This window comes from Acinetobacter sp. YH12058, assembly GCF_013419805.1.
GTDB lineage: Bacteria > Pseudomonadota > Gammaproteobacteria > Pseudomonadales > Moraxellaceae > Acinetobacter > Acinetobacter towneri.
In genome coordinates this window covers 134,125-154,238 of record NZ_VOZL01000002.1, presented here as the reverse complement: position 1 = coordinate 154,238, position 20,114 = coordinate 134,125, and the positions used below count along the sequence as shown (strand labels likewise).

Annotated in this window: 17 protein-coding genes; 6 read left to right on the top strand and 11 right to left on the bottom strand. The window is 43.1% G+C overall.

Features of this window, described 5'->3' with window-relative positions:
• Positions 1-3: 3 nt before the first annotated feature.
• Genes FTU09_RS02140 through FTU09_RS02130 form a run of 3 tightly spaced genes read left to right on the top strand, consistent with a single transcriptional unit; the run spans position 4 to position 3,361 of the window.
• Positions 4-1,134 (top strand): HlyD family secretion protein, encoded by a 1,131-nt coding sequence (locus FTU09_RS02140; RefSeq protein ID WP_180079465.1) that lies wholly within the window; start codon positions 4-6, stop codon positions 1,132-1,134.
• Positions 1,134-2,264 (top strand): ABC transporter permease, encoded by a 1,131-nt coding sequence (locus tag FTU09_RS02135; protein WP_179991117.1) that lies wholly within the window; start codon positions 1,134-1,136, stop codon positions 2,262-2,264. Before FTU09_RS02140 ends, FTU09_RS02135 begins: the two co-directional genes overlap by 1 nt.
• On the top strand, positions 2,261-3,361 hold the full coding sequence (locus FTU09_RS02130) for an ABC transporter permease (protein ID WP_096901141.1): 1,101 nt from the start codon (positions 2,261-2,263) through the stop codon (positions 3,359-3,361). The genes FTU09_RS02135 and FTU09_RS02130 overlap by 4 nt, the downstream gene beginning before the upstream one ends.
• 27 nt (positions 3,362-3,388) lie before the next feature.
• Here FTU09_RS02130 and FTU09_RS02125 read toward each other — a convergent pair whose 3' ends face one another.
• The 10 genes from FTU09_RS02125 to FTU09_RS02080 form a co-directional block, all read right to left on the bottom strand.
• The gene (locus FTU09_RS02125) at positions 3,389-3,814 is read right to left on the bottom strand and encodes a DUF3887 domain-containing protein (protein ID WP_180079464.1); all 426 of its coding nucleotides are present in this window, start codon (positions 3,812-3,814) and stop codon (positions 3,389-3,391) included.
• Between the two features lie 68 nt (positions 3,815-3,882).
• Positions 3,883-6,858, bottom strand: a complete 2,976-nt coding sequence (gene gyrA, locus FTU09_RS02120; RefSeq protein ID WP_167845878.1) for a DNA gyrase subunit A — start codon at positions 6,856-6,858, stop codon at positions 3,883-3,885.
• A gap of 403 nt (positions 6,859-7,261) precedes the next feature.
• The gene (locus FTU09_RS02115) at positions 7,262-8,194 is read right to left on the bottom strand and encodes an electron transfer flavoprotein subunit alpha/FixB family protein (protein ID WP_131261593.1); all 933 of its coding nucleotides are present in this window, start codon (positions 8,192-8,194) and stop codon (positions 7,262-7,264) included.
• A gap of 18 nt (positions 8,195-8,212) precedes the next feature.
• The gene (locus FTU09_RS02110; protein ID WP_096901145.1) at positions 8,213-8,962 is read right to left on the bottom strand and encodes an electron transfer flavoprotein subunit beta/FixA family protein; all 750 of its coding nucleotides are present in this window, start codon (positions 8,960-8,962) and stop codon (positions 8,213-8,215) included.
• Between the two features lie 546 nt (positions 8,963-9,508).
• Complete coding sequence (locus tag FTU09_RS02105) at positions 9,509-9,880, bottom strand: hypothetical protein (RefSeq protein WP_004971871.1); 372 nt, start codon at positions 9,878-9,880, stop codon at positions 9,509-9,511.
• Positions 9,881-10,162: 282 nt separating this feature from the next.
• A complete protein-coding gene (gene xerA / locus FTU09_RS02100; protein ID WP_004971874.1) occupies positions 10,163-11,077 on the bottom strand; it encodes a site-specific tyrosine recombinase/integron integrase in 915 nt (304 codons plus the stop codon).
• The gene (locus FTU09_RS02095; protein WP_096900946.1) at positions 11,077-11,715 is read right to left on the bottom strand and encodes an alpha/beta fold hydrolase; all 639 of its coding nucleotides are present in this window, start codon (positions 11,713-11,715) and stop codon (positions 11,077-11,079) included. Before FTU09_RS02095 ends, xerA begins: the two co-directional genes overlap by 1 nt.
• A gap of 131 nt (positions 11,716-11,846) precedes the next feature.
• Positions 11,847-12,692: a diaminopimelate epimerase gene (gene dapF, locus FTU09_RS02090; protein ID WP_180079463.1), complete on the bottom strand. Its 846-nt coding sequence runs from the start codon at positions 12,690-12,692 to the stop codon at positions 11,847-11,849.
• A gap of 12 nt (positions 12,693-12,704) precedes the next feature.
• A complete protein-coding gene (lysA, locus tag FTU09_RS02085) occupies positions 12,705-13,949 on the bottom strand; it encodes a diaminopimelate decarboxylase (protein WP_180079462.1) in 1,245 nt (414 codons plus the stop codon).
• Between the two features lie 25 nt (positions 13,950-13,974).
• Entirely contained in the window at positions 13,975-14,214 is a 240-nt protein-coding gene (locus FTU09_RS02080; protein WP_004971884.1) for a lipoprotein, read from the bottom strand.
• 359 nt (positions 14,215-14,573) lie between these two features.
• Between FTU09_RS02080 and FTU09_RS02075 the strand changes: the two genes are divergently transcribed.
• From FTU09_RS02075 to FTU09_RS02065, 3 genes are all read left to right on the top strand, one after another.
• A complete protein-coding gene (locus tag FTU09_RS02075; RefSeq protein ID WP_154320921.1) occupies positions 14,574-15,929 on the top strand; it encodes a sodium:alanine symporter family protein in 1,356 nt (451 codons plus the stop codon).
• A 152-nt stretch (positions 15,930-16,081) separates the two neighbouring features.
• The gene (gene radA, locus FTU09_RS02070; protein ID WP_180079461.1) at positions 16,082-17,473 is read left to right on the top strand and encodes a DNA repair protein RadA; all 1,392 of its coding nucleotides are present in this window, start codon (positions 16,082-16,084) and stop codon (positions 17,471-17,473) included.
• 115 nt (positions 17,474-17,588) lie between these two features.
• Complete coding sequence (locus tag FTU09_RS02065; protein WP_004971891.1) at positions 17,589-18,575, top strand: Tim44 domain-containing protein; 987 nt, start codon at positions 17,589-17,591, stop codon at positions 18,573-18,575.
• 350 nt (positions 18,576-18,925) lie between these two features.
• On the opposite strand, the gene FTU09_RS02060 is transcribed toward FTU09_RS02065, so the two are convergent.
• On the bottom strand, positions 18,926-20,104 hold the full coding sequence (locus tag FTU09_RS02060) for a trypsin-like peptidase domain-containing protein (RefSeq protein ID WP_004971893.1): 1,179 nt from the start codon (positions 20,102-20,104) through the stop codon (positions 18,926-18,928).
• Positions 20,105-20,114 lie beyond the last annotated feature (10 nt).

Below are 20,114 nucleotides of genomic sequence, written 5' to 3'. Positions count from 1 at the left end.
AACATGAACGAAGATCAAAAACCCAATGATCCTGTGAATGAAGCGGCTTCATCCAGCGATACAGAAAAATCGCCTGCGCAACAGGTAGAAACAAAAACTGAAATAGAAAACAACGCGACGACTTCGACCGAGCAACGACAAGCTCCTGAAATCGCTAAAAAGAAAAAATATTTATTGCTGGCCCTGATTCCAGTTCTGCTGGCAGTCATCGCATTTGGATTATGGAAAAGCTACCAACCGGCTCCGCTTGAATTGCAGGGTCGTGTAGAAGCTGAAACAGTTCAGGTGGCGACCAAAGTGCCAAGCCGTATTGAAGAAATTTATGTAGAAGAAGGTCAGCGAGTCAAAAAAGGCGATGTGCTGGTGCGCTTAAACAGCCCGGAAATTCAGGCCAAAAAACAGCAAGCCGCAGCGGCTTTACAATCTGCGCTGGCCTTACAATCGACTGCTGAACGTGGCTCGCAAGAAGAAAATATCGCCAGCCTGTATGCCAACTGGCAATCGCTGAAAGCACAGCAAAATTTAGCCAAAGTTTCTTATGAGCGTGGTGCAAATTTATTTAAGGAAGGTGTGATTTCACGCCAGCGCCGTGATGAATTGTATGCAGCCAGTCAATCAGCGGCACAAATGACAGAAGCAGCGTATCAGCAATACGCACGTGCCAAACGTGGCAGCACCTCGCAGCAAAAGAGTTCTGCCGATGCACAAGTAGATATTGCCCAGGCTGCGCTGGATGAAGCCAATGCATTAGAGGCAGAAACCCAATTAGTAGCACCTGTAAACGGAACGGTGTCTAAAACCTATGGCAAAGTCTCGGAGCTGGTAGCCACCGCAGTCCCTGTGGTCAGCCTGATTGAAGATCAAATGTGGGTGAGCCTGAATATTCGTGAAGACCAATATGCCCCGTTTCAGAAAATGAGCAGTATTGAAGGTTATATTCCCGCCCTAGATAAAACCGCCACTTTTAAAATCAAGCAGATCAGTGCTGAAGGTGAATTTGCCACCATTAAGACCACACGCCAAACCGGCGGTTATGATGTGCGAAGTTTTAAGCTGCATCTTGTGCCCACACCAGCGATTCCTGAACTGAAAGTTGGAATGAGCGTGTTATTTAAACTGAAAGAGACCCGATAATGTGGACGGGTATATGGCGCGAACTGCGCTATCTGCTCCGCGAAAAATGGGATCTGTGTCTGGTCACGCTCGCACCTGCACTGGTGATTATTTTATTCAGCAGCATGTTTGCTCAAGGGAAACCGGATCATTTACCGATTGCGATTATTGATCAAGACCAGAGTGCGCTGAGTCAAAGCATTTATCAGCATGTGGCGCTGAATCATACTCTTAAAATTGCTACAGTGTCGGAACAAACAGCTGAAATTGAGCGCCTGTTAAATCAAAATAAAATTTGGGGTTATATCCATATTCCCAGCGGTGCCGAGCAACGTCTGGTTCGTGCCCGGGATGCTGACATCAGTATTGCCTTTAACCAGAGTTATTTCAGCATCGGAAATACCATTTCCTCTGCCATGCTGGTCAGTACCCTACAAGCACTCGCTGAATTTAGCGGACAGCAATATCTGGGCAACCGGCTGCCTTCTCTCGAAGCACCGTCACCGCATATTAAAATATCTCCGCTGTATAATCCGCAGCTGAATTATGAATTCTATCTGGAACCCTATGTCATTCCGGCAATTCTGCATTTACTGCTGTGTTGTTGTGTGGCATTTTCCGTCGGTCAGGAACTGAAGCGGCAGACCTTAACAAGCTGGATTAGCAACTCATCCATCTGGATGGCATTGCTGTCTAAGAACCTGATCTATGTGGCTATTTTTAGTCTATGGACCTGGATCTGGATGTTCTGGCTGATTGAAATTCGCGGCTGGTTTGTTGCCGGCTCGCTCGCTCTGATTCTATCGGCACAATTTCTGCTATATAGCGCTTATGCATTTTTAAGCAGTGCAGTGGTTCTGGCAACCAAAGATTTAAGTAAATCTTTTGGCATCATTGCGGTCTATGGTGGTTCATCTTTAAGTTTTGCCGGTGTGACTTTACCTTTAAATAATGCGCCCCTATTCACCCAGCTCTGGTCCAATATTATTCCGTTTACGCCCTATGCCAAATTACAAACTGAACAATGGGTGATTGGTAGTCCATTGCATATTTCACTGCAAGCTGGATTCATGCTGCTGATCTATGCCCTAGTTTACGCTCTGCTGGCTTATCTGTTTCTTAAAAAAATAGTTAAAGGAGCAGTCCAATGAAATCCCTCTGGTTTTACTATCTGCAAAGCTTTAAGGATATTGTCAGTCACGGCACGATCTTTACCACGCTTATTCTATCCGTCTTGTTTTACAGCTTTTTTTATCCAACCGCTTATCAGGCACAGCAGGCTGAAGCCTTACCGATTATTATTGTCGATGAAGAACAAAGTAACTTAAGCACCCGTATTATTGGTCAAGTGGCACAAAGCCCCAATGTGGAGATTGAGGCGATTACCGGCAATTTTTCCGAGGCCAAACAATGGGTGGAATCACAAAAAGCCGATGGTATTTTACTTCTGCCGGACAATTTATCGCAAAGCTTAAGGCATGGTGAAACAGGTGGCATTGGCCTGTATTTAAGTACAGCCAACTTTTTAGTAACCAAACAAATTGGTCTGGGCTTAGCCACATCAGTTGAGCAAACTTTGGCAGATTATACTGAACGCTTTGGCAAGGTCTCGGATTTTTCACCTGCCCTTTCTGTGCATCAAATTCCTTTATTTAATCCGCTGTCCGGCTATGGCAGCTATGTCTTTCCTGCGGTTGCACCTTTAATTATCCACCAAACCATTCTTTTGGGTTTGAGTATGCTGATTTTGGTATATCGGGAAAGAAAAATAGAATTAAACACAAATGCATTGATTGGGATGTGTTTAGCGGTCTTCACCATTGGTTGTCTGGGATGTTTCTATTTATTCGGCTTTAGCTTCTGGCTATTTGATTATCCGCGCGGTGGCAACCTGCTCGGGATGCTGCTGGCTGTTGCGGTTTTTATCTACACGATAATTGGCATGACCTGCTTATTTGCTAGTTTTCTGGATCTGCCGGAACGTGCGGGGCATGTCATTGTATTCACTTCTATTCCACTGTTCTTTTTATCTGGTGCGGCCTGGCCGCATGCTGCCATGCCCACCTGGATGCAAGTCGTTGGCGAAATCCTGCCCTCTACCCAAATTGTGCAGATGTTTATTCAACTCAATCAGATGGGTGTGCCTACAACACTGATCTTGCCTAAATTGCTCTATCTTGGAATGATCGGTAGCTTGTGCTTTTTTTTGGCTTATCGACGTTTAATTTCTGGTCATCAAAGCAGATAGAGCATTATAGCAATGCTCCTATTCCACTTATTTACCCGATTCGCCAAAGACTTGAATATTGAAATTATGAATCTTGTTGCTACCATTCGGCTTGTCAAAACTAACATCATACTGAACCAGATTTTCCGGATAGGCAATTTCATAGCTGACCTTATATTGCCCAAGCTGATTGGTTGCTTCTTCAATCTCTTTGGTCATTAAAGTCTTAGACTTGTATTCACCTTGAGGAATTGAACGTGAAAAGCGTTTCATCAGCTTTTCATTGTCCTTAAACTGGGTTTGCAACTGCGGCTCTAACTGATCCAAAAACTCGTCATACTTCCCATCACGCAAATCCTCATAGGCTAGCTGTGCCGCCTTTTCCTGTTCAGGACTCGGATCTGGAATATTGTCCATTGAATTACAGCCACTCAATGCAACCGCTGCTGCCAACAACATTAATTTGGTTTTCATCGCTTACCCTTATGCAGTCAACGTTTATAAAAAAGGACGCCGAAGCGCCCTTTTTATCAGTAAAAAACTTATTCTTCTACTGAATTTTCACCGTCTTTTTCCACTTGCTCAGTTTCAGCAACTGCATCCGTTTCAGCCACTAAAGATTCTGCACCTTCAATCGCTTCAACAAACTCGTCTTCTTCAACAGCTTCAATCGCTTCTACACCCACCAGTGTTTCGTTTTCACCCAAGCGGATTAAACGTACACCTTGTGCATTACGACCTGTTTGCGCCACTTCAGAAGCGCGAGTACGCACTAATGTACCGCCATCAGAAATCAGCATCAGTTCTTTGCTTTCATCAATAGCAACTGCACCGACCAATTCACCATTACGTTCAGAGGTCTTAATGGCAATCACACCTTTACCACCACGTTTTTTGGTTGGGAAGTCGTCTACAGGTGTACGCTTACCATAACCATTCGCCGAAGCACACAAAACTTCGCCTGTTTCTGGTACTACGACTAGCGATACGATACGGCTGATGAGTGCTGAATCTGAACTGTCTTCATCATCGCCATCGACTTCTACATCTTCGACATCTTCAACTTGTGCTGAACCGAAGCTGACACGCATACCACGTACGCCTTTGGCCGCACGACCCATTGAACGTACATCGGTTTCAGCAAAACGAATCGCTTTACCTTCATTGGAGAACAACATAATTTGCTGTTCGCCATCGGTAATTGCAACACCAATTAAAGTGTCTTCTTCATTCAATTCAATGGCACGTAAACCATTCGAACGTACGTTACTGAATTGTTCCAATTCAACACGTTTCACTGTACCTGATGCCGTTGCCATAAAGACATAAAAGTTTTTACGCAAGGCTTCTGCTTGTGATGCAAATTCTGCAATGATCTCATCGTCTAAATCGGTTGCAGAAAGCTCTACACCCAATTGTTTCAATTGCACACGCAATGCATCAGATAAATCATCACCATCTGCTAATTCAGCAAAGGCAGCTTCTAATTCTGCATAATGTGCAGCAATGATTGCGTTGGTTTGTATATGTGTAGCATTGGCTTTTACATAGCTACGGAAGTCTGCCAAACGCTCGGTAAATTTCTTCGGTGCATCAATGACAGGTAAAATCGCGGTGATGGTTTCATTGGCATCTAATGGCAATAAGTTCACCATTGGACGACCTTTCGCACCACGCGATGCCTGTGGCACTTCAAACACTTTCAGACGGTACACTTTACCCACATCGGTAAAGCACAGCACCGTTGCATGGTTAGATGTCACGATTAAATGCTGCACATAATCATCTTCTTTCATCGACGTTGCAGATTTACCACGACCACCACGACGCTGCGCTGCGTAATCTGACAATGGTTGAGTTTTTGCATAACCTGTTTGTGATACTGTCAGTACCACTTGTTCTTCTGGGATTAAATCTTCACGCGAGAAATCAATGCGAGATTCTACAATTTCAGTACGACGTGCATCGCCATATTGCTGTAAAACTTGCGCCAACTCTTCACGAATCACGCCCATCAACAAATTAAAGTCATTCAAAATTGCAGTTAATTCAGCAATTTGTGCCAAAATTTCAGAATATTCTGCATGTAACTTGTCTTGTTCTAGACCTGTTAAACGATGCAAACGTAATTCTAAAATTGCGGTCACTTGCGCAGGTGATAAACGATAGACCTGACCATCTAAACCAAACGGGCGGTTAGGGTCTTCGCCTTCAATTTCATCTGGACGTACAGAAACTGAACCTGCTTTTTCCAATAACGCAACTACACCACCTGCTGCCCACTCGCCTGCCTGTAAACGCTCACGCGCTTCGGCTGGGTTGGCAGAAGATTTAATCGTTTCGATGATGGCATCAATATTGGCCAACGCAACGGTTAAGCCTTCTAAGATGTGTCCACGTTCACGCGCTTTACGCAACTCGAACATGGTACGGCGGGTCACTACTTCTTGGCGGTGACGAATAAATGCCGCAATAATATCTTTCAGGTTCATCAATTTTGGCTGACCATTGTCTAGGCAGACCATGTTGATGCTGAATGAGTTTTCTAACTGCGTATTTAAGAACAGGTTATTCACAATCACTTCAGCGTTTTCACCACGCTTCAGATCAATTGCAATACGCATCCCTTCTTTATCAGACTCATCACGTAATTCTGAAATACCTTCGAGTTTCTTCTCTTTCACCAGTTCAGCAATACGCTCAATGGTTTTGGCTTTGTTGACCTGATAAGGGATTTCAGTAAAGACGATGGTGGTACGACCAGATTTTTGATCTTCTTCAAAATGGTACTTACCACGAATATGCAAACGGCCTTTACCTGTACGGTAAGCATCAACAATGCCTGATTTACCGTAAATAATACCGCCTGTAGGGAAGTCTGGACCTGTGATATGTTCCATCAACCCTTCAATTGAAATATTTGGGTTGTCTGCATAAGCCAAACATGCATGCACCACTTCAGTCATGTTGTGCGGTGCCATATTGGTCGCCATACCTACAGCAATACCTGCAGCACCATTGACCAATAGGTTTGGAATACGAGTAGGCATCACTTGAGGAATACGCTCAGAGCCGTCGTAGTTATCTTCCCAATCGACAGTGTCCTTTTCTAAATCGGCCAACAGTTCATGAGTAAGTTTGCGCATACGGACTTCGGTATAACGCATGGCTGCGGCACTATCGCCATCAATCGAACCGAAGTTACCCTGACCATCGACCAATTGATAACGCAAACTGAAATCTTGCGCCATACGAACAATTGTTTCGTAAACTGCATAATCACCGTGAGGGTGATATTTACCGATGACGTCACCGACTACACGGGCAGACTTTTTGTAAGCTTTGTTGTAGTCATTGCCCAATTCGTGCATTGCGAATAGCACACGACGATGCACAGGTTTTAGACCATCTCGTACATCTGGCAGCGCACGTGACACAATCACGCTCATCGCATAGTCTAAATACGAGTGCTTGAGTTCATCCTCAATGGCAATCGGTCTAATTTCCGATACGCTCATGCATACTCCTTATTCTGCAAACAAATTTTGCTTGCATTTTATATGTCGTAAAACTTGCAAATGATTAGCCTGAAATGCAGGCTAAAAATAAAAACTAGCGAAAAATTATAGCATATACGCCTGTGTTTTTGTGCTTCAGAGATGATCTTAATCTTGTTAATTTACTTAAATTTAACGGTGATTTTTTAGGCAAAAAAATATTCACACCCAAGAAACAAAAGTGCGTCATATTTTTAAGAGTCACGTCAAAATATCTTCAACATATACTTGCTCGATATGTACCCACATATACGCTAAGTTCACATAATGTACTTAAAACCAATCACTGCATCTAAATTAAAAAAGACAATAAAAAACGCCCCTATGCTATTCACATAGAGGCGTTTTTGACTGTGTTCAGTAATTAGATTTTAGATACTAACTCTGGAACAACAGTGTTCAAATCACCCACTAACCAGTAGTCTGCTACTGCATTAATTGGTGCTTCTTCGTCTTTGTTGATTGCAACAATCACTTTAGAGTCTTTCATACCTGCCAAGTGCTGAATCGCACCAGAGATACCCACAGCGATGTACAAATCAGGTGCAACAATTTTACCTGTTTGACCTACTTGCATGTCGTTTGGTACGAAGCCAGCATCTACTGCTGCACGTGAAGCACCTTGTGCTGCACCAAGTTTATCCGCTAATGGATCAAGCACTTTGTGATAGTTCTCACCAGAACCTACACCACGACCACCTGAAACCACAATACGCGCTGCTGTTAACTCTGGACGCTCTGATTTCACAATTTCTTCAGATACGAACTTAGAAATACCCGCATCACCTTGTGAAGCAGCAGCTTCAACTGCTGCTGAACCACCTTCTGCAGCAACAGGGTCAAATGCTGTACCACGTACAGTACCCACCACAATCGCTTCTGAAGATTCTACAGTCGCAATTGCGTTACCTGCATAAATTGGACGTTTGAATGTCTTTGCAGAATCTACAGCGACGATGTCTGTGATCATGCTAACGTCAAGAAGTGCAGCCGCACGCGGTAAAATGTTTTTACCTGTTGTTGTAGAGGCAGCAAGGATATGGCTATAACCTTTGCCTAATTCTGCAACAAGTTTTGCTACGTTTTCAGCCAATTGGTTTGCATAAGCCGCATCGTCAGCAAGTAATACTTTGCTTACGCCTGCAACTTTAGCTGCTTGGTCTGCAACTGCTTGTGCACCAGAACCCGCAACCAATACAGTGATATCACCACCGATTTTTTGAGCTGCAGCAACAACGTTTAATGTTGCACCATTTAGTGCTTTATTGTCGTGCTCAGCGATAACTAAAATACTCATGATTTTTATCCTTCTGTATTAGATCACTTTCGCTTCGTTTTTCAATTTTTCTACAAGCTCATCTACAGATTTCACTTGTACGCCCGCTTTACGCTCAGCAGGTGCTTCAACTTTTACAGTTTTCAGCTTAGTACCTGTTGCAACGCCATAATCTGCAGGAGATTTGGTGTCTAGCGGTTTTTTACGTGCTTTCATGATGTTTGGAAGTGCCGCATAACGTGGCTCATTCAAACGTAAGTCAGTGGTGATGATTGCAGGAAGTGCAAGCTCAACAGTTTGTAAACCACCGTCAATTTCACGTGTTACCTGAACTTTGTCGCCATCTACTTTTACTTCTGAAGCAAAAGTACCCTGACCTGCACCAAGTAAAGCGCCTAGCATTTGACCAACTTGGTTAGAGTCGTCATCAATAGCTTGCTTACCCAATAAAATAAGTTGTGGTTGTTCTTGTTCAACAACACCTTTTAAGATTTTAGCCACTTCAAGTGCACCAATCTCATCGGCTGTTTCAACCAAAATACCACGGTCTGCACCAAGCGCCATTGCAGAACGAATTTGTTCCTGCGCTTCTTTAGGACCAATGGATACCACTACGATTTCTGAAACAGTTCCTTTTTCTTTTAAACGAACCGCTTCTTCCACTGCGATTTCACAGAATGGGTTAATTGACATCTTAACGTTAGTTAGGTCAACTCCACTATTATCCGGCTTAACGCGAACTTTAACGTTGGCATCTACCACACGTTTTACAGCAACAAGAGCCTTCATGTAATCCTCGGCTGTTTTAGCAAAAGTAAATATTGAGAAAAGTTAATAATAACTCTTCGCTTTAAATTTTTTAGGTGTCCTATCTTGCTATGTGATCGGCATTTCGGTCAAGTCAGAATTGTCTAAACAAGGCTAAAAATGCCGAAAATTAACTGAACGATGCGTTCATACTTTTTTATTTCTAAAAATTAACAAACCAAGCGACGATTATATAAGCAATTTTAAGCTTTGATTTATATTATGTTTTTTATTTATTTCCCTCATCAACAAGATTGATTGAAATGCAATTCAAATTGAGTTCCGCCTACAATTTAAGCAAAGTTCCTTACATAAAACCCCATAATCTGACTGTCATTAAAGATAGAAAACTTTATTTTTTGCAGTATTTTTTCAGATATAAATGCTCTTTTAAAATGTGACTGCTGGTTCACAAAACTGTATTCAGCAGTTTATTGGGTATGAAATAAACAATCTGTTTTATTTTGATGGATATTTATGCGCTTTCACCACGCCACCTCCCAGATAAAGGACATAAAAAAACTCAGCTTAAACTTGCTGAGTTTCTAAAAAGTCACGGTGGATATGACTTAAATCTATCAATTCATAGGCCTGTAAATTAAAAATTTCCCAAACTGCAATAAAATCTTCTTTTACATCTATTTTACTACCAGCGGATGAGCGTGCTTGCCACTGCTGATCTGAAATCCATAAATAGCTTTGTTGCGTTTGCGGATGAATCGCCTGCATTTTACCTTCGGCATTAATACCCTGCACTAAACAATCGGCAGGTAGTTCTTGCTCGATCATCGGCAAGCTTATTTCGACAAAATGTTTCACTTGACGCAAGCCATAACCTGCAAAAATTTCTTTTTGGCTTGGGCTTAATTGTTCATATTTTTCTTGAAGATTCGAAATCATGGTTTTGCCTATCATTTGATATCCAAAGTGTTATGCAGTGGAACAAAAAATAATGTCATCCATGTCTATTATTCGTGTGACCCACTCTTTCTGCTTCTTTATACTGCATAACGCACTTTTTTATTATTCTACAATAGTTGCAATGACATCTTGGTGAAAGCGCTTTTACTTAAAGTATTAAGTACAGCACAAAGGCTTTACAACTGACTGTGAGAAAAATATTTGCAGTATGAAATAGCTATATTTTAACTTGCAAAAATAATGCCGACTTTAGGTAAAGCTTTACTTTTTACTCGCACGTGGATGTGCCTGATCATAAACTCGCGCTAACTGATCAAAATCGACATGGGTATAAATTTGCGTGGTGCTTAAATTGCTATGCCCAAGCATTTCTTGGACTGCACGTATATCCCCACTATTCGACAGCATGTGACTTGCAAAACAATGTCGCAATAAGTGCGGATGCAAATCGACATTAACGCCCGCACGCTGCGCCTGAAACTTCACCCGATTTTCAATTTGGCGTGCTTTTAAGGGTTCACCTTTTTGAGTAATAAACAATGCTGCATCGGGTACAAAATCGCCCTGCCATAAAGGGTAAATCTGCAGCCATTGCATCACCGCATCTTTGGCTTTGCGACCAAAAGGCACTATACGGGTTTTATTGCCTTTACCCGTAATGCGCAGCAATTGACGGTTAAAATCTAAATCGCGGATACGTAAACTTTGTACCTCTGCTAGGCGCAAACCACTCGAATAGAGCAATTCTAAAATCGCTTTATCGCGTCGCCACATTTGTTGTTGTACTTCAGTTTCAGGTTCAGGCTGATCCAAAATTTGATGAATCGTTTCAATATCAATCAAACCCGGCAAAGGTCGTGGCTGACGTTTTAGCTGAAAATTATCAATTGGATTAAATTGTAAATACTGCCCTTGCTCGGCCCATTTCATAAACTGACGAATCGCTGACAACATGCGCTGTAAACTGCTGCTATTTAACTGTTGCTGTTCTACTTTTTGCGCTAAATAATGGCGCAAATCTGCAGCCTCTACATCATATAAGGCAAGTTGTTGTTGCTCACAAAAGCTAAAAAAATCGTTTAAATCGCGTGCGTAGGCTTTTAACGTATGCGGTGACTGCTGTTGTATTTCTCGTTCTTTGAGCCACATCTTTAATAGTTGCTGCGGATCGTACATTAGTCACGCTCCGATTGCTGAACTGCGGCAAACTGAGATAAATAAGCAGCAATGTGTTCAGCCGCCTGATCTGCATGTGTTTCTAAAAACAAATGATCACCATCATGCACAATTTTTAATACGGCTTGTGGAAATTGTTGTTGTAAAAACTCACCTACCGCCAGTGGACTTATCGGGTCTTGATCACCCCATAACAACAAAATAGGCATGTTGATTTTAGCAAAGTCTACCGTGTAATCGGCCTTTGCCTCTACAAACCAGTCAGGATAATTTAAATCACTTGCTTGATAGTCTTGTCGCCAATCTTGCACCTGAAAACTGCTTAAATCCATGCCACCAGATGTTGCAACCAATACTAATCCTTTGACTTTTTCTGGATATTGCAACGCGGCAGCAACTGCAAAAATACCACCCATCGACTGTGCAATGATAATGCAATCATCTGGGATATTCGCCAACACATAAGCCTGCAAACTTGCAAAATCATGTACCTGTGAATGTGCAGGTTGATGATTAAATTCAGGATAAGCCACAATTTTTACAGCATTCTGCCACGGCAATTTTTCAATTTTTTCGATTAGCGGATGAAAAAATGCGGTATTGCCTGAAGCGCCAGGTAAAAAAATCAGTTGCGGCATAATGAGTAGAAGTTTTTAGAGTGACATTCAGTACAGCATACCTAATCCGTGCTGCAAGATACAAAAAAGCACCATTCGTTTTGAAAAGTGCTTTTAAGTAAGATAAGAGCTGTTCATGTTAGAACGAAACATCAGCCCTGAAAATAATTTAAATCCAAACGACCGTGATAGACATTAGCAGTTGGCCCTGTCATCCACACCACATCGCCTTCACGCCATTCGATTTGCAACTTACCACCTGCCAGTTCAATTTCAACTGAATTAGACAATAAGCCACGGCGCATACCCGAAACGGCTGCAGCACATGCACCTGTACCACAAGCCAAGGTTTCACCTACGCCACGTTCAAACACACGCAAACGCGCATGTTTTTCGTCAATGATTTGCATAAAACCTGCATTGACGCGCTGTGGAAAACGCTCGTGTGATTCCACTTGTGGGCCAATACCTGCAACATCGGCAGTCAATACATCAGGCACAATGGTCACAGCATGAGGATTGCCTATGTTCACCACATCAATGGTCAATGCAGCACCATCTTTCAGCGCAATGTCATATAAGTTATCAGGCTCATCGGCAATAAAAGGAATTTCTTGCGGTAAGAATTTAGGGTAGCCCATATTCACCCGCACCCAACCATTTTGACCAAGTTCAGGTTCTACAATACCCGCTTTGGTCTGTACCTTGATTTTGGTCTTGGTGGTCAACTGACGTTCATGCACAAAACGGGCAAAACAACGCACACCATTGCCACACTGCTCCACTTCAGAGCCATCGGCATTGAAAATGCGATATTTAAAATCCACATTCGGCAAATCGGGCGGTTCCACAATCAGCAATTGATCAAAACCAATGCCAAAGTGGCGGTCTGCAAGGCGCTGAATCGTTAGTGCATCTAAATACGCACGTTGGCTGATGAGATCAACCACCATGAAATCATTGCCTAAACCATGCATTTTGGTAAATTCTAATAACATCTCGAATTCCCCTTATGGCAATAAACGCTCTCTTTCCCACAAAGATTCAATGCTTTCACGTTCACGGATTAAGTGTGCCTGATCTGCATCGACCATCACTTCGGCTGCACGACCACGAGTGTTGTAGTTAGAGCTCATCACAAAGCCGTATGCACCCGCACCCATCACGGCCAAAATGTCATTTTCAGCAATCGCCAATTCACGGTCTTTACCCAAGAAATCGCCTGTTTCACAGATTGCACCCACCACATCCCATGCTTTGCTTTCAACATCGGTACGTGGCGTCACTGGCTGAATATCCATCCACGCTTCATACAATGCAGGGCGGATTAAGTCATTCATTGCCGCATCAATAATCGCAAAATTACGATGTGTGGTCGGTTTCAATAAATCAACCTTAGTCAGCAATACTCCCGCATTGGCAGAAATACTACGGCCTGGCTCCATATACACTTTAAGACCTAACTTTTCTAAAGCTGGGCGCAAAGCATTGGCATATTCTTCAACGCTTGGTGGTGTTTCATCTTTATAGGTCACACCCAAACCACCACCAATATCAATGTGTTTCAGTTGAATACCCATTTCTTTTAGGGTATCAATCATCACAATGACACGATCCAAAGCATCCACAAAAGGTTGTGTTTCGGTCAATTGTGAACCGATGTGACAGTCAATGCCGACAATATCCAAGTTTGGCAAAGACGCAGCATATTCATAGGTGCTGTACACAGAATCTGAAGGAATCCCGAATTTATTTTCTTTTAAACCTGTAGAAATATAAGGATGGGTTTTGGCATCGACATCTGGGTTAACCCGTAATGAAATTGGTGCTTTGACATTCATGCTTGCCGCAACTTTTTGAATACGGTCTAATTCTGCATGCGATTCTACGTTAAAGCAGGCAATCCCAACTTCCAACGCTTTTTGAATATCGGCTTCAGTTTTACCTAAACCTGAAAAAACAATTTTCGATGCATCACCACCTGCTTTGAGAACACGCGCCAATTCACCGCCTGTCACAATATCAAAACCTGCACCCAACTTAGCCAATACATTCAATACCGCAAGATTCGAGTTTGACTTTACCGCAAAACAAATTTGATGATCGATAAAGTGGAAAGCACGATCCATATCTAAATAATGCTTTTCAAAAGTCGCTTTTGAATAAACATAGAGTGGTGTGCCAAATTGCTGTGCGAGTTGTTGTAGCGAACATTGCTCGGCGTGCAAAACCCCTTGAATGCGGGTAAAACTCATGAATGTATCCTTTATCTAGAAAGCGTTAAGGTGTAGTCGATGTAGATGCAGCAGGTGCAGCAAACTGCTGTTGCACAGGTACGGCTGTGTCTGACGATGTTGCCGATTGCGTTGCACGTTTAGGCGCAGCATCTGGATATAACAAATATTTTGCGCGTTTGTCGTAATTTGGGTCATTGGGTAACTGTAATGTACCTGACTGACCACAACCGACCAAAACCACTGTTGTAAGCAAAACACTCATGCAGCAAATGACGGTACGCATCTGACCACCTATAAAATATTTTCGATGAAGTATAACGCGATCACTGCCGCGACCAAAGTGCTAATGCAGAGAGATTATATTGAGCTTAGTAAAAATTCTAGCTTACTTACTATTCTGCTGGCATAGATTGACCTTATCAGGTCTGAAAAATTGCGACTTCTGACACAGATAAAGTCAATTTTATTTCAAGGCATCAATTGTCAAAATCTAAAAACTATGCAAAAAATATAACGTGCTTAAAACCAAGTTCTTTTAACAGGAAGTTTTAAAGACTGGCATATCACTTGCTTAATTTTTACAACTGTTCAACTACAGTCACAAACTAAGCATTTATACACTGCGTTTATAAGAAGAAATTTATGCAAAATTTACAATCGATCATGGAAACCTTAAGCGGCTGGGTCTGGGGTCCATATATGCTCATTCTCATTGTGGGAACGGGTGTTTTCCTTACCTTCCGTTTATTGTTCTGGCAATTCCGCATGCTGCCTCTGGCTTTTAAACAAGTCTTTTGCAAACATGACAAAGCTGAAAAAGAACCTGGCGATATTTCACATTTCGCCTCACTGATGACCGCACTCTCTGCCACCATTGGTACGGGGAATATTGCGGGTGTCGCAACTGCCTGTGTACTGGGTGGCCCAGGTGCCGTTTTCTGGATGTGGATGACTGCGCTATTTGGTATGGCGACCAAATACGGCGAAGGTGTACTAGCAGTTAAATATCGAATTAAAAATGAAAAAGGGCAAATGTCAGGTGGTCCAATGTACTACATTGAACGCGGACTAAAATGGAAATGGTTGGCGATTATCTTTGCTTTCTTTGGTACTGTTGCCTCATTTGGTATTGGCAGTTCGGTGCAATCCAACACGGTAGCTTTGGCTGTACAAAATAGTATGGGCGTAGAAACCTGGATGACAGGTATAGTGATTACTGTATTTTCAGCGCTCGTCATTTTAGGTGGAATTACCTCTATTTCTAAAGCGTCTTCGGTGATTGTTCCAATTATGGCCATTCTGTATGTCGCAGGCGGCCTGATTATTATTTTAAACAATCTGCACCTCGTTGTTCCTGCATTTGAACTGATTTTACGTGATGCCTTTACTGGTGAAGCCGTTGCAGGTGGTGCAATTGGTGCCGTGATTCGTTACGGTGTGGCACGTGGCGTGTTCTCGAATGAAGCAGGTATGGGTTCTGCGCCAATTGCCGCTGCCGCTGCCAAGACCGACCACCCTGCCCGTCAAGGCTTAGTGTCTATGACAGGTACATTTATTGACACCATTATTGTTTGTAGCATTACAGGTATTGTTTTGGTCATGGGCTTTATTATGGCCGACAATAGTTTTGGCGGTGCAACAGGTGCAGTACTCACCACACAAGTCTTTGACCAGTTATTACCTGGTTTCGGTGGCTGGGTGGTAACTTTCGGGATCATCTTCTTTGCCTACTCCACTATTTTAGGTTGGAGCTACTATGGCGAAAAATGCTGTACTTATTTATTTGGCGAAAAATACGTGTTGATTTACCGCCTGATTTATATTGCTTCGGTGTTCATTGGTACCATCGCGACACTCGATCTCGTTTGGTTATTTGCCGATACCTTTAACGGTTTAATGGCTGTTCCGAACCTGATTGCCTTATTATTACTGTCTGGTGTGATTGCCAAAGAATCTAAGGACTTTATTGCCAAACGCAAATCTGGCGAGTTGTATTAAGCCTTAGCTACAAATGTAATTTCATCCTTGCCCATCATACAATCACCATTGTGGTTGTATGATTTTCCTTGAAAGATCAAGATAACATTCATTTCCCCGCCTTTACTCTGTATGCTGTAGCCAGTTTTCAAATAAATACAACGACTGGACTTATGGCAAAAGTAAAAAGTGTCTATCGCTGTGAACAATGTGGCGCAGATCATCCTAAATGGGCAGGACAATGCTCGGAATGTGGCGAGTGGAACTCGCTGAATGAAGTCAGTATTGCACCTGCAGTCACGCATCGTGCCCAACCCAAAATGGGCGGTGGCTATGCAGGACAAGCTGCAGCAATTACTACATTAAACAAAGTATCTGTTTCGCATGAAACCAGACTAACCACAGGCATTGGTGAGTTTGACCGTGTATTGGGGGGCGGTTTGGTTACAGGTTCTGTGGTGCTCATTGGTGGTGACCCTGGTATCGGTAAATCGACCATTTTGCTGCAAACTGCAACACACATGGCTGCGGCCAACAACACCGCCTTATATATCACGGGTGAAGAATCGCTTTCACAAGTGGCATTACGTGCTCAACGCTTAGACTTACCCACAGATCAGCTCAAAGTCATGGCAGAGACCTGTGTTGAACGTATTTGCGAAGTGCTTGCGCATGAACGCCCTGCTGTGGCTGTTTTAGACTCAATTCAAACTTTATATACCGAAACGTTGCAATCTGCACCAGGTGGCGTTTCACAAATTCGTGAATCGGCGGCACTTCTAACTCGCTTTGCAAAAAACAGTGGCACAGCACTCTTTATTGTGGGTCACGTGACCAAAGAAGGCGCTTTGGCAGGGCCACGCGTCTTGGAACACATGGTCGATTGTGTCCTATATTTTGAAGGTCAGTCAGACTCTCGTTACCGTATGATTCGGGCCGTCAAAAACCGTTTTGGCGCAGTGAATGAACTGGGCGTTTTTGGCATGACCGATAAAGGCTTACGCGAGGTTGCCAATCCATCTGCGATATTTTTGAGCCGTTATGATGAGGCAATTCCAGGTTCTATTGTCATGATTAGCCGCGAAGGAACGCGACCACTTTTAGTTGAAGTACAAGCTTTGGTGGATGATGCACATGGTCAGCCTAGACGTGTGGCTTTAGGTCTGGAACAAAACCGTCTGAATATGCTATTGGCGGTGATGCATCGGCATGGCGGCGTACAAACTTCAGGGCAAGATGTGTATGTGAATGTGGTCGGCGGCTTAAAAATTACCGAAACAGGTTCAGACCTTGCTGTACTACTTGCCTGTGCTTCTAGCTTGCGTGGCAAAGCCCTGCCACAACAATTGGCAGTATTTGGTGAGGTCGGTTTATCGGGTGAAATCCGCCCAGTACCAAATGGTCAGGAACGCTTAAAAGAAGCTATTAAACACGGATTTAAATATATTATTGTGCCGCGTGGCAATGCCCCACAAAAAGCCATTGCAGGTGTGCAAATTATTGCGGTGGCGCGTTTGCATGAAGCCTTAACTGAAGCCATGAATTTAAGTGAAAACTTAGGTTAAATCCTTGGATGATATTTTTTCAGTTTCAAGAAAAAATATCATATTTATATTGAAATTCGCAGCAAATGCCTGCATAAATACACAGCTTAACTTTATTTTAATATAGGAAAATTTGATGGAAGTTCGACAGCGTGGTTTGATCGCAGCAATGCTCACAGCGACTTTATTGGTAGCTCCGTTAGCAGCAGAAGCAAAACGTGCAGGTGGCGGTAAAAGCCATGGCATGAGTCGTTCGGCTGCTCCAACTCAGTCTTACCAACAACCTCGTCAAACAACGCCAGCACAACAACCAACAACTGCACCAGCACAGCAAAAATCTGGTCCAGGCGTAGGTGGTATGGTTGCTGCAGGTGTTGCAGGTGCGGCAATTGGTGCGGTTGCTGCCAATGCCTTGGCCGATGATCAAGCTGCAAGTGCTGCCGAAGCGCAAGAGGAAAAAGGCGGTATTCCAAGCTGGATTTGGATTTTACTCGCTGCTGCTGTTGCCTTCTTCATTTTCCGTAAGATGGGCGCAAAAAAAAAACTAACGCCTAATCCGTATGCGCCAAATAGCGGTGCCAATCAGGCACCGTTTGCGCAAACACCACCTGCTGCAGCGCCACGTAACGACAATACCAATATTTTTGGTCAATCTGTTGGGGGTTCTGCCGCTTCTACCCAAGCGCCTTTTGGTCAAGCTGCCAATAATAACGCGCCATTTGGTGCAGCTTATACCAACAGTGGCAATCAATTGCCTGATGGTTCAGAGCCTGCAACCTTTTTACGTGTAGCGCGTCAGCGTTTTAACCATATTCAGTCTATGAACACAGCCAGTAATATCGCAGAAATTCAGCGTTATTTAACTCCTGATTTATATCAGTCGATGTATCAGGACATTATGGCAAACCAAGACCAAGATGTAGCAGAGTTTTCTAACTTGAATGCCATGGTGGTCGATTCTGCAACTGAAAATGGTCAATATGTCATAAGTGTACGCTTTACAGGTACAGTCAGCGAAGACCTGAACAGCTTACCGCAACCATTTACAGAAATTTGGCACTTTGTAAAACCTGCAGGCTCTAATCAAGACTGGTTAGTGGCAGGTATTCAGCAAGAGCAATAATTTCAATGGATCTAGAAAAACAGCGACTTCGGTTGCTGTTTTTTATGCCTTTCTTTATCTAAGTTGAGACCCATCATGTTTAAACAGCACGTTTAAATCTTCTAAGACATCAACACCGAATACATCCACACTTGCCACACAAAACCAAACCCTCGATTGATTAGATCTATCAAAAAGTATCATCATTCATCAATACAGTTTATTTAGCCCACCTTCTCTTTGTATCTACCCAGAGATAAATCAAATCACGTTATCCGTATCACTTTGGTTATTTCCAGTCGATCTCCATTTACTTAGCCAACAAAAAAGCCCTGCAAACGGGCAAGGCTAAATTGTTACTGTTAAATCTATTATTCAGGCAATGGAATAAATTGCTTATCGGTATTTTGAACTTTGCGCTCACCGACTGCGACTTCCAAATCTAAGGCTTCTTCACCACGTTCAACTGAAACAGTCACCGTCGTATGCGGTGCTTGTGCAGCAACATAATTAATTAAATGCGAGGTTGAAGTAATCGCTTCATCATTCACTTTTAAAATTTTGTCACCACGTTTTAAACCTGCTTCTGCTGCAGGGCCACCGCGCAGTACATCAGCAACCACTACACCGCCTTGTGCAGGTTCTAAAATGTTGTCTTGTTGCACAGGCAACAAACTAATACCTAACCAACCACGAACCACACGTCCATCTTTTAAAATCGAGTTTAAAACCTGCTGACAGACTTGTGCAGGAATTGCAAAGCCGATGCCCAATGAACCACCTGATTGCGAGAAAATTGCCGTATTTACCCCAATCAAATTCCCTGCCACATCAATCAATGCACCACCTGAGTTACCTGGATTAATTGCTGCATCGGTTTGAATGAAATCTTCATAGGTATTAATACCCAAGTCAGAACGTCCTGTCGCAGAAATAATCCCTTGAGTCACGGTTTGTCCCACACCAAATGGGTTACCAATCGCAAGTACGACATCGCCCACTTCATTGCCACTCAGTTTAAATGGCAATACAGGCAGTTTTTCTAGATCAATTTTAATGACCGCTAAGTCTGTGTCTGGGTCAGTTCCAACAACTTTTGCAACCGCACGGCGTCCATCGTGCAAAGCCACGACAATTTGTTCAGCCTGCGCGATCACATGATTATTCGTTAAAATATAACCATCTGGACGAACAATGACCCCAGACCCCAAACTGTTTTCATTTGGGCCTTGCTTAAATTGATCGGGTAACTGATTGCCAAAAAATTCACGAAATGCAGGGTCATTTAACAATGGATGATCCATTTGTTTCACTTTTTGTGTGGTAAAAATATTTACCACCGCAGGCGCTGCCACTTTAACCGCAGCGCTATACGACACCACCCCACCTGTCCGTGTTGTATCAATTAATGGTTCAACTTTCTCGGCAGGCATTTTGACCCCATCGGCAGCCACAGGCGCTTTCGGTTTTTGCAGTTGTTGCCAAGTCACAAAGCCAATAATAACCAGAATGAGTAACACCCAAGGTAACCAGGTAAAGGTCCGGCGCACGTTTTGTACC

Excerpts from the sequence above, each read along its gene's own strand:
- FTU09_RS02065 (WP_004971891.1), top strand. The coding sequence starts at position 17,589 with ATGGAAGTTCGACAGCGTGGTTTGATCGCAGCAATGCTCACAGCGACT.
- xerA (WP_004971874.1), bottom strand. The coding sequence starts at position 11,077 with ATGTACGATCCGCAGCAACTATTAAAGATGTGGCTCAAAGAACGAGAA.
- FTU09_RS02125 (WP_180079464.1), bottom strand. The coding sequence starts at position 3,814 with ATGAAAACCAAATTAATGTTGTTGGCAGCAGCGGTTGCATTGAGTGGC.
- FTU09_RS02075 (WP_154320921.1), top strand. The coding sequence starts at position 14,574 with ATGCAAAATTTACAATCGATCATGGAAACCTTAAGCGGCTGGGTCTGG.
- FTU09_RS02135 (WP_179991117.1), top strand. The coding sequence starts at position 1,134 with ATGTGGACGGGTATATGGCGCGAACTGCGCTATCTGCTCCGCGAAAAA.
- FTU09_RS02080 (WP_004971884.1), bottom strand. The coding sequence starts at position 14,214 with ATGCGTACCGTCATTTGCTGCATGAGTGTTTTGCTTACAACAGTGGTT.
- dapF (WP_180079463.1), bottom strand. The coding sequence starts at position 12,692 with ATGTTATTAGAATTTACCAAAATGCATGGTTTAGGCAATGATTTCATG.
- FTU09_RS02140 (WP_180079465.1), top strand. The coding sequence starts at position 4 with ATGAACGAAGATCAAAAACCCAATGATCCTGTGAATGAAGCGGCTTCA.
- FTU09_RS02095 (WP_096900946.1), bottom strand. The coding sequence starts at position 11,715 with ATGCCGCAACTGATTTTTTTACCTGGCGCTTCAGGCAATACCGCATTT.
- FTU09_RS02110 (WP_096901145.1), bottom strand. The coding sequence starts at position 8,962 with ATGAAGGCTCTTGTTGCTGTAAAACGTGTGGTAGATGCCAACGTTAAA.
- gyrA (WP_167845878.1), bottom strand. The coding sequence starts at position 6,858 with ATGAGCGTATCGGAAATTAGACCGATTGCCATTGAGGATGAACTCAAG.
- FTU09_RS02130 (WP_096901141.1), top strand. The coding sequence starts at position 2,261 with ATGAAATCCCTCTGGTTTTACTATCTGCAAAGCTTTAAGGATATTGTC.
- FTU09_RS02115 (WP_131261593.1), bottom strand. The coding sequence starts at position 8,194 with ATGAGTATTTTAGTTATCGCTGAGCACGACAATAAAGCACTAAATGGT.
- lysA (WP_180079462.1), bottom strand. The coding sequence starts at position 13,949 with ATGAGTTTTACCCGCATTCAAGGGGTTTTGCACGCCGAGCAATGTTCG.
- FTU09_RS02105 (WP_004971871.1), bottom strand. The coding sequence starts at position 9,880 with ATGATTTCGAATCTTCAAGAAAAATATGAACAATTAAGCCCAAGCCAA.
- radA (WP_180079461.1), top strand. The coding sequence starts at position 16,082 with ATGGCAAAAGTAAAAAGTGTCTATCGCTGTGAACAATGTGGCGCAGAT.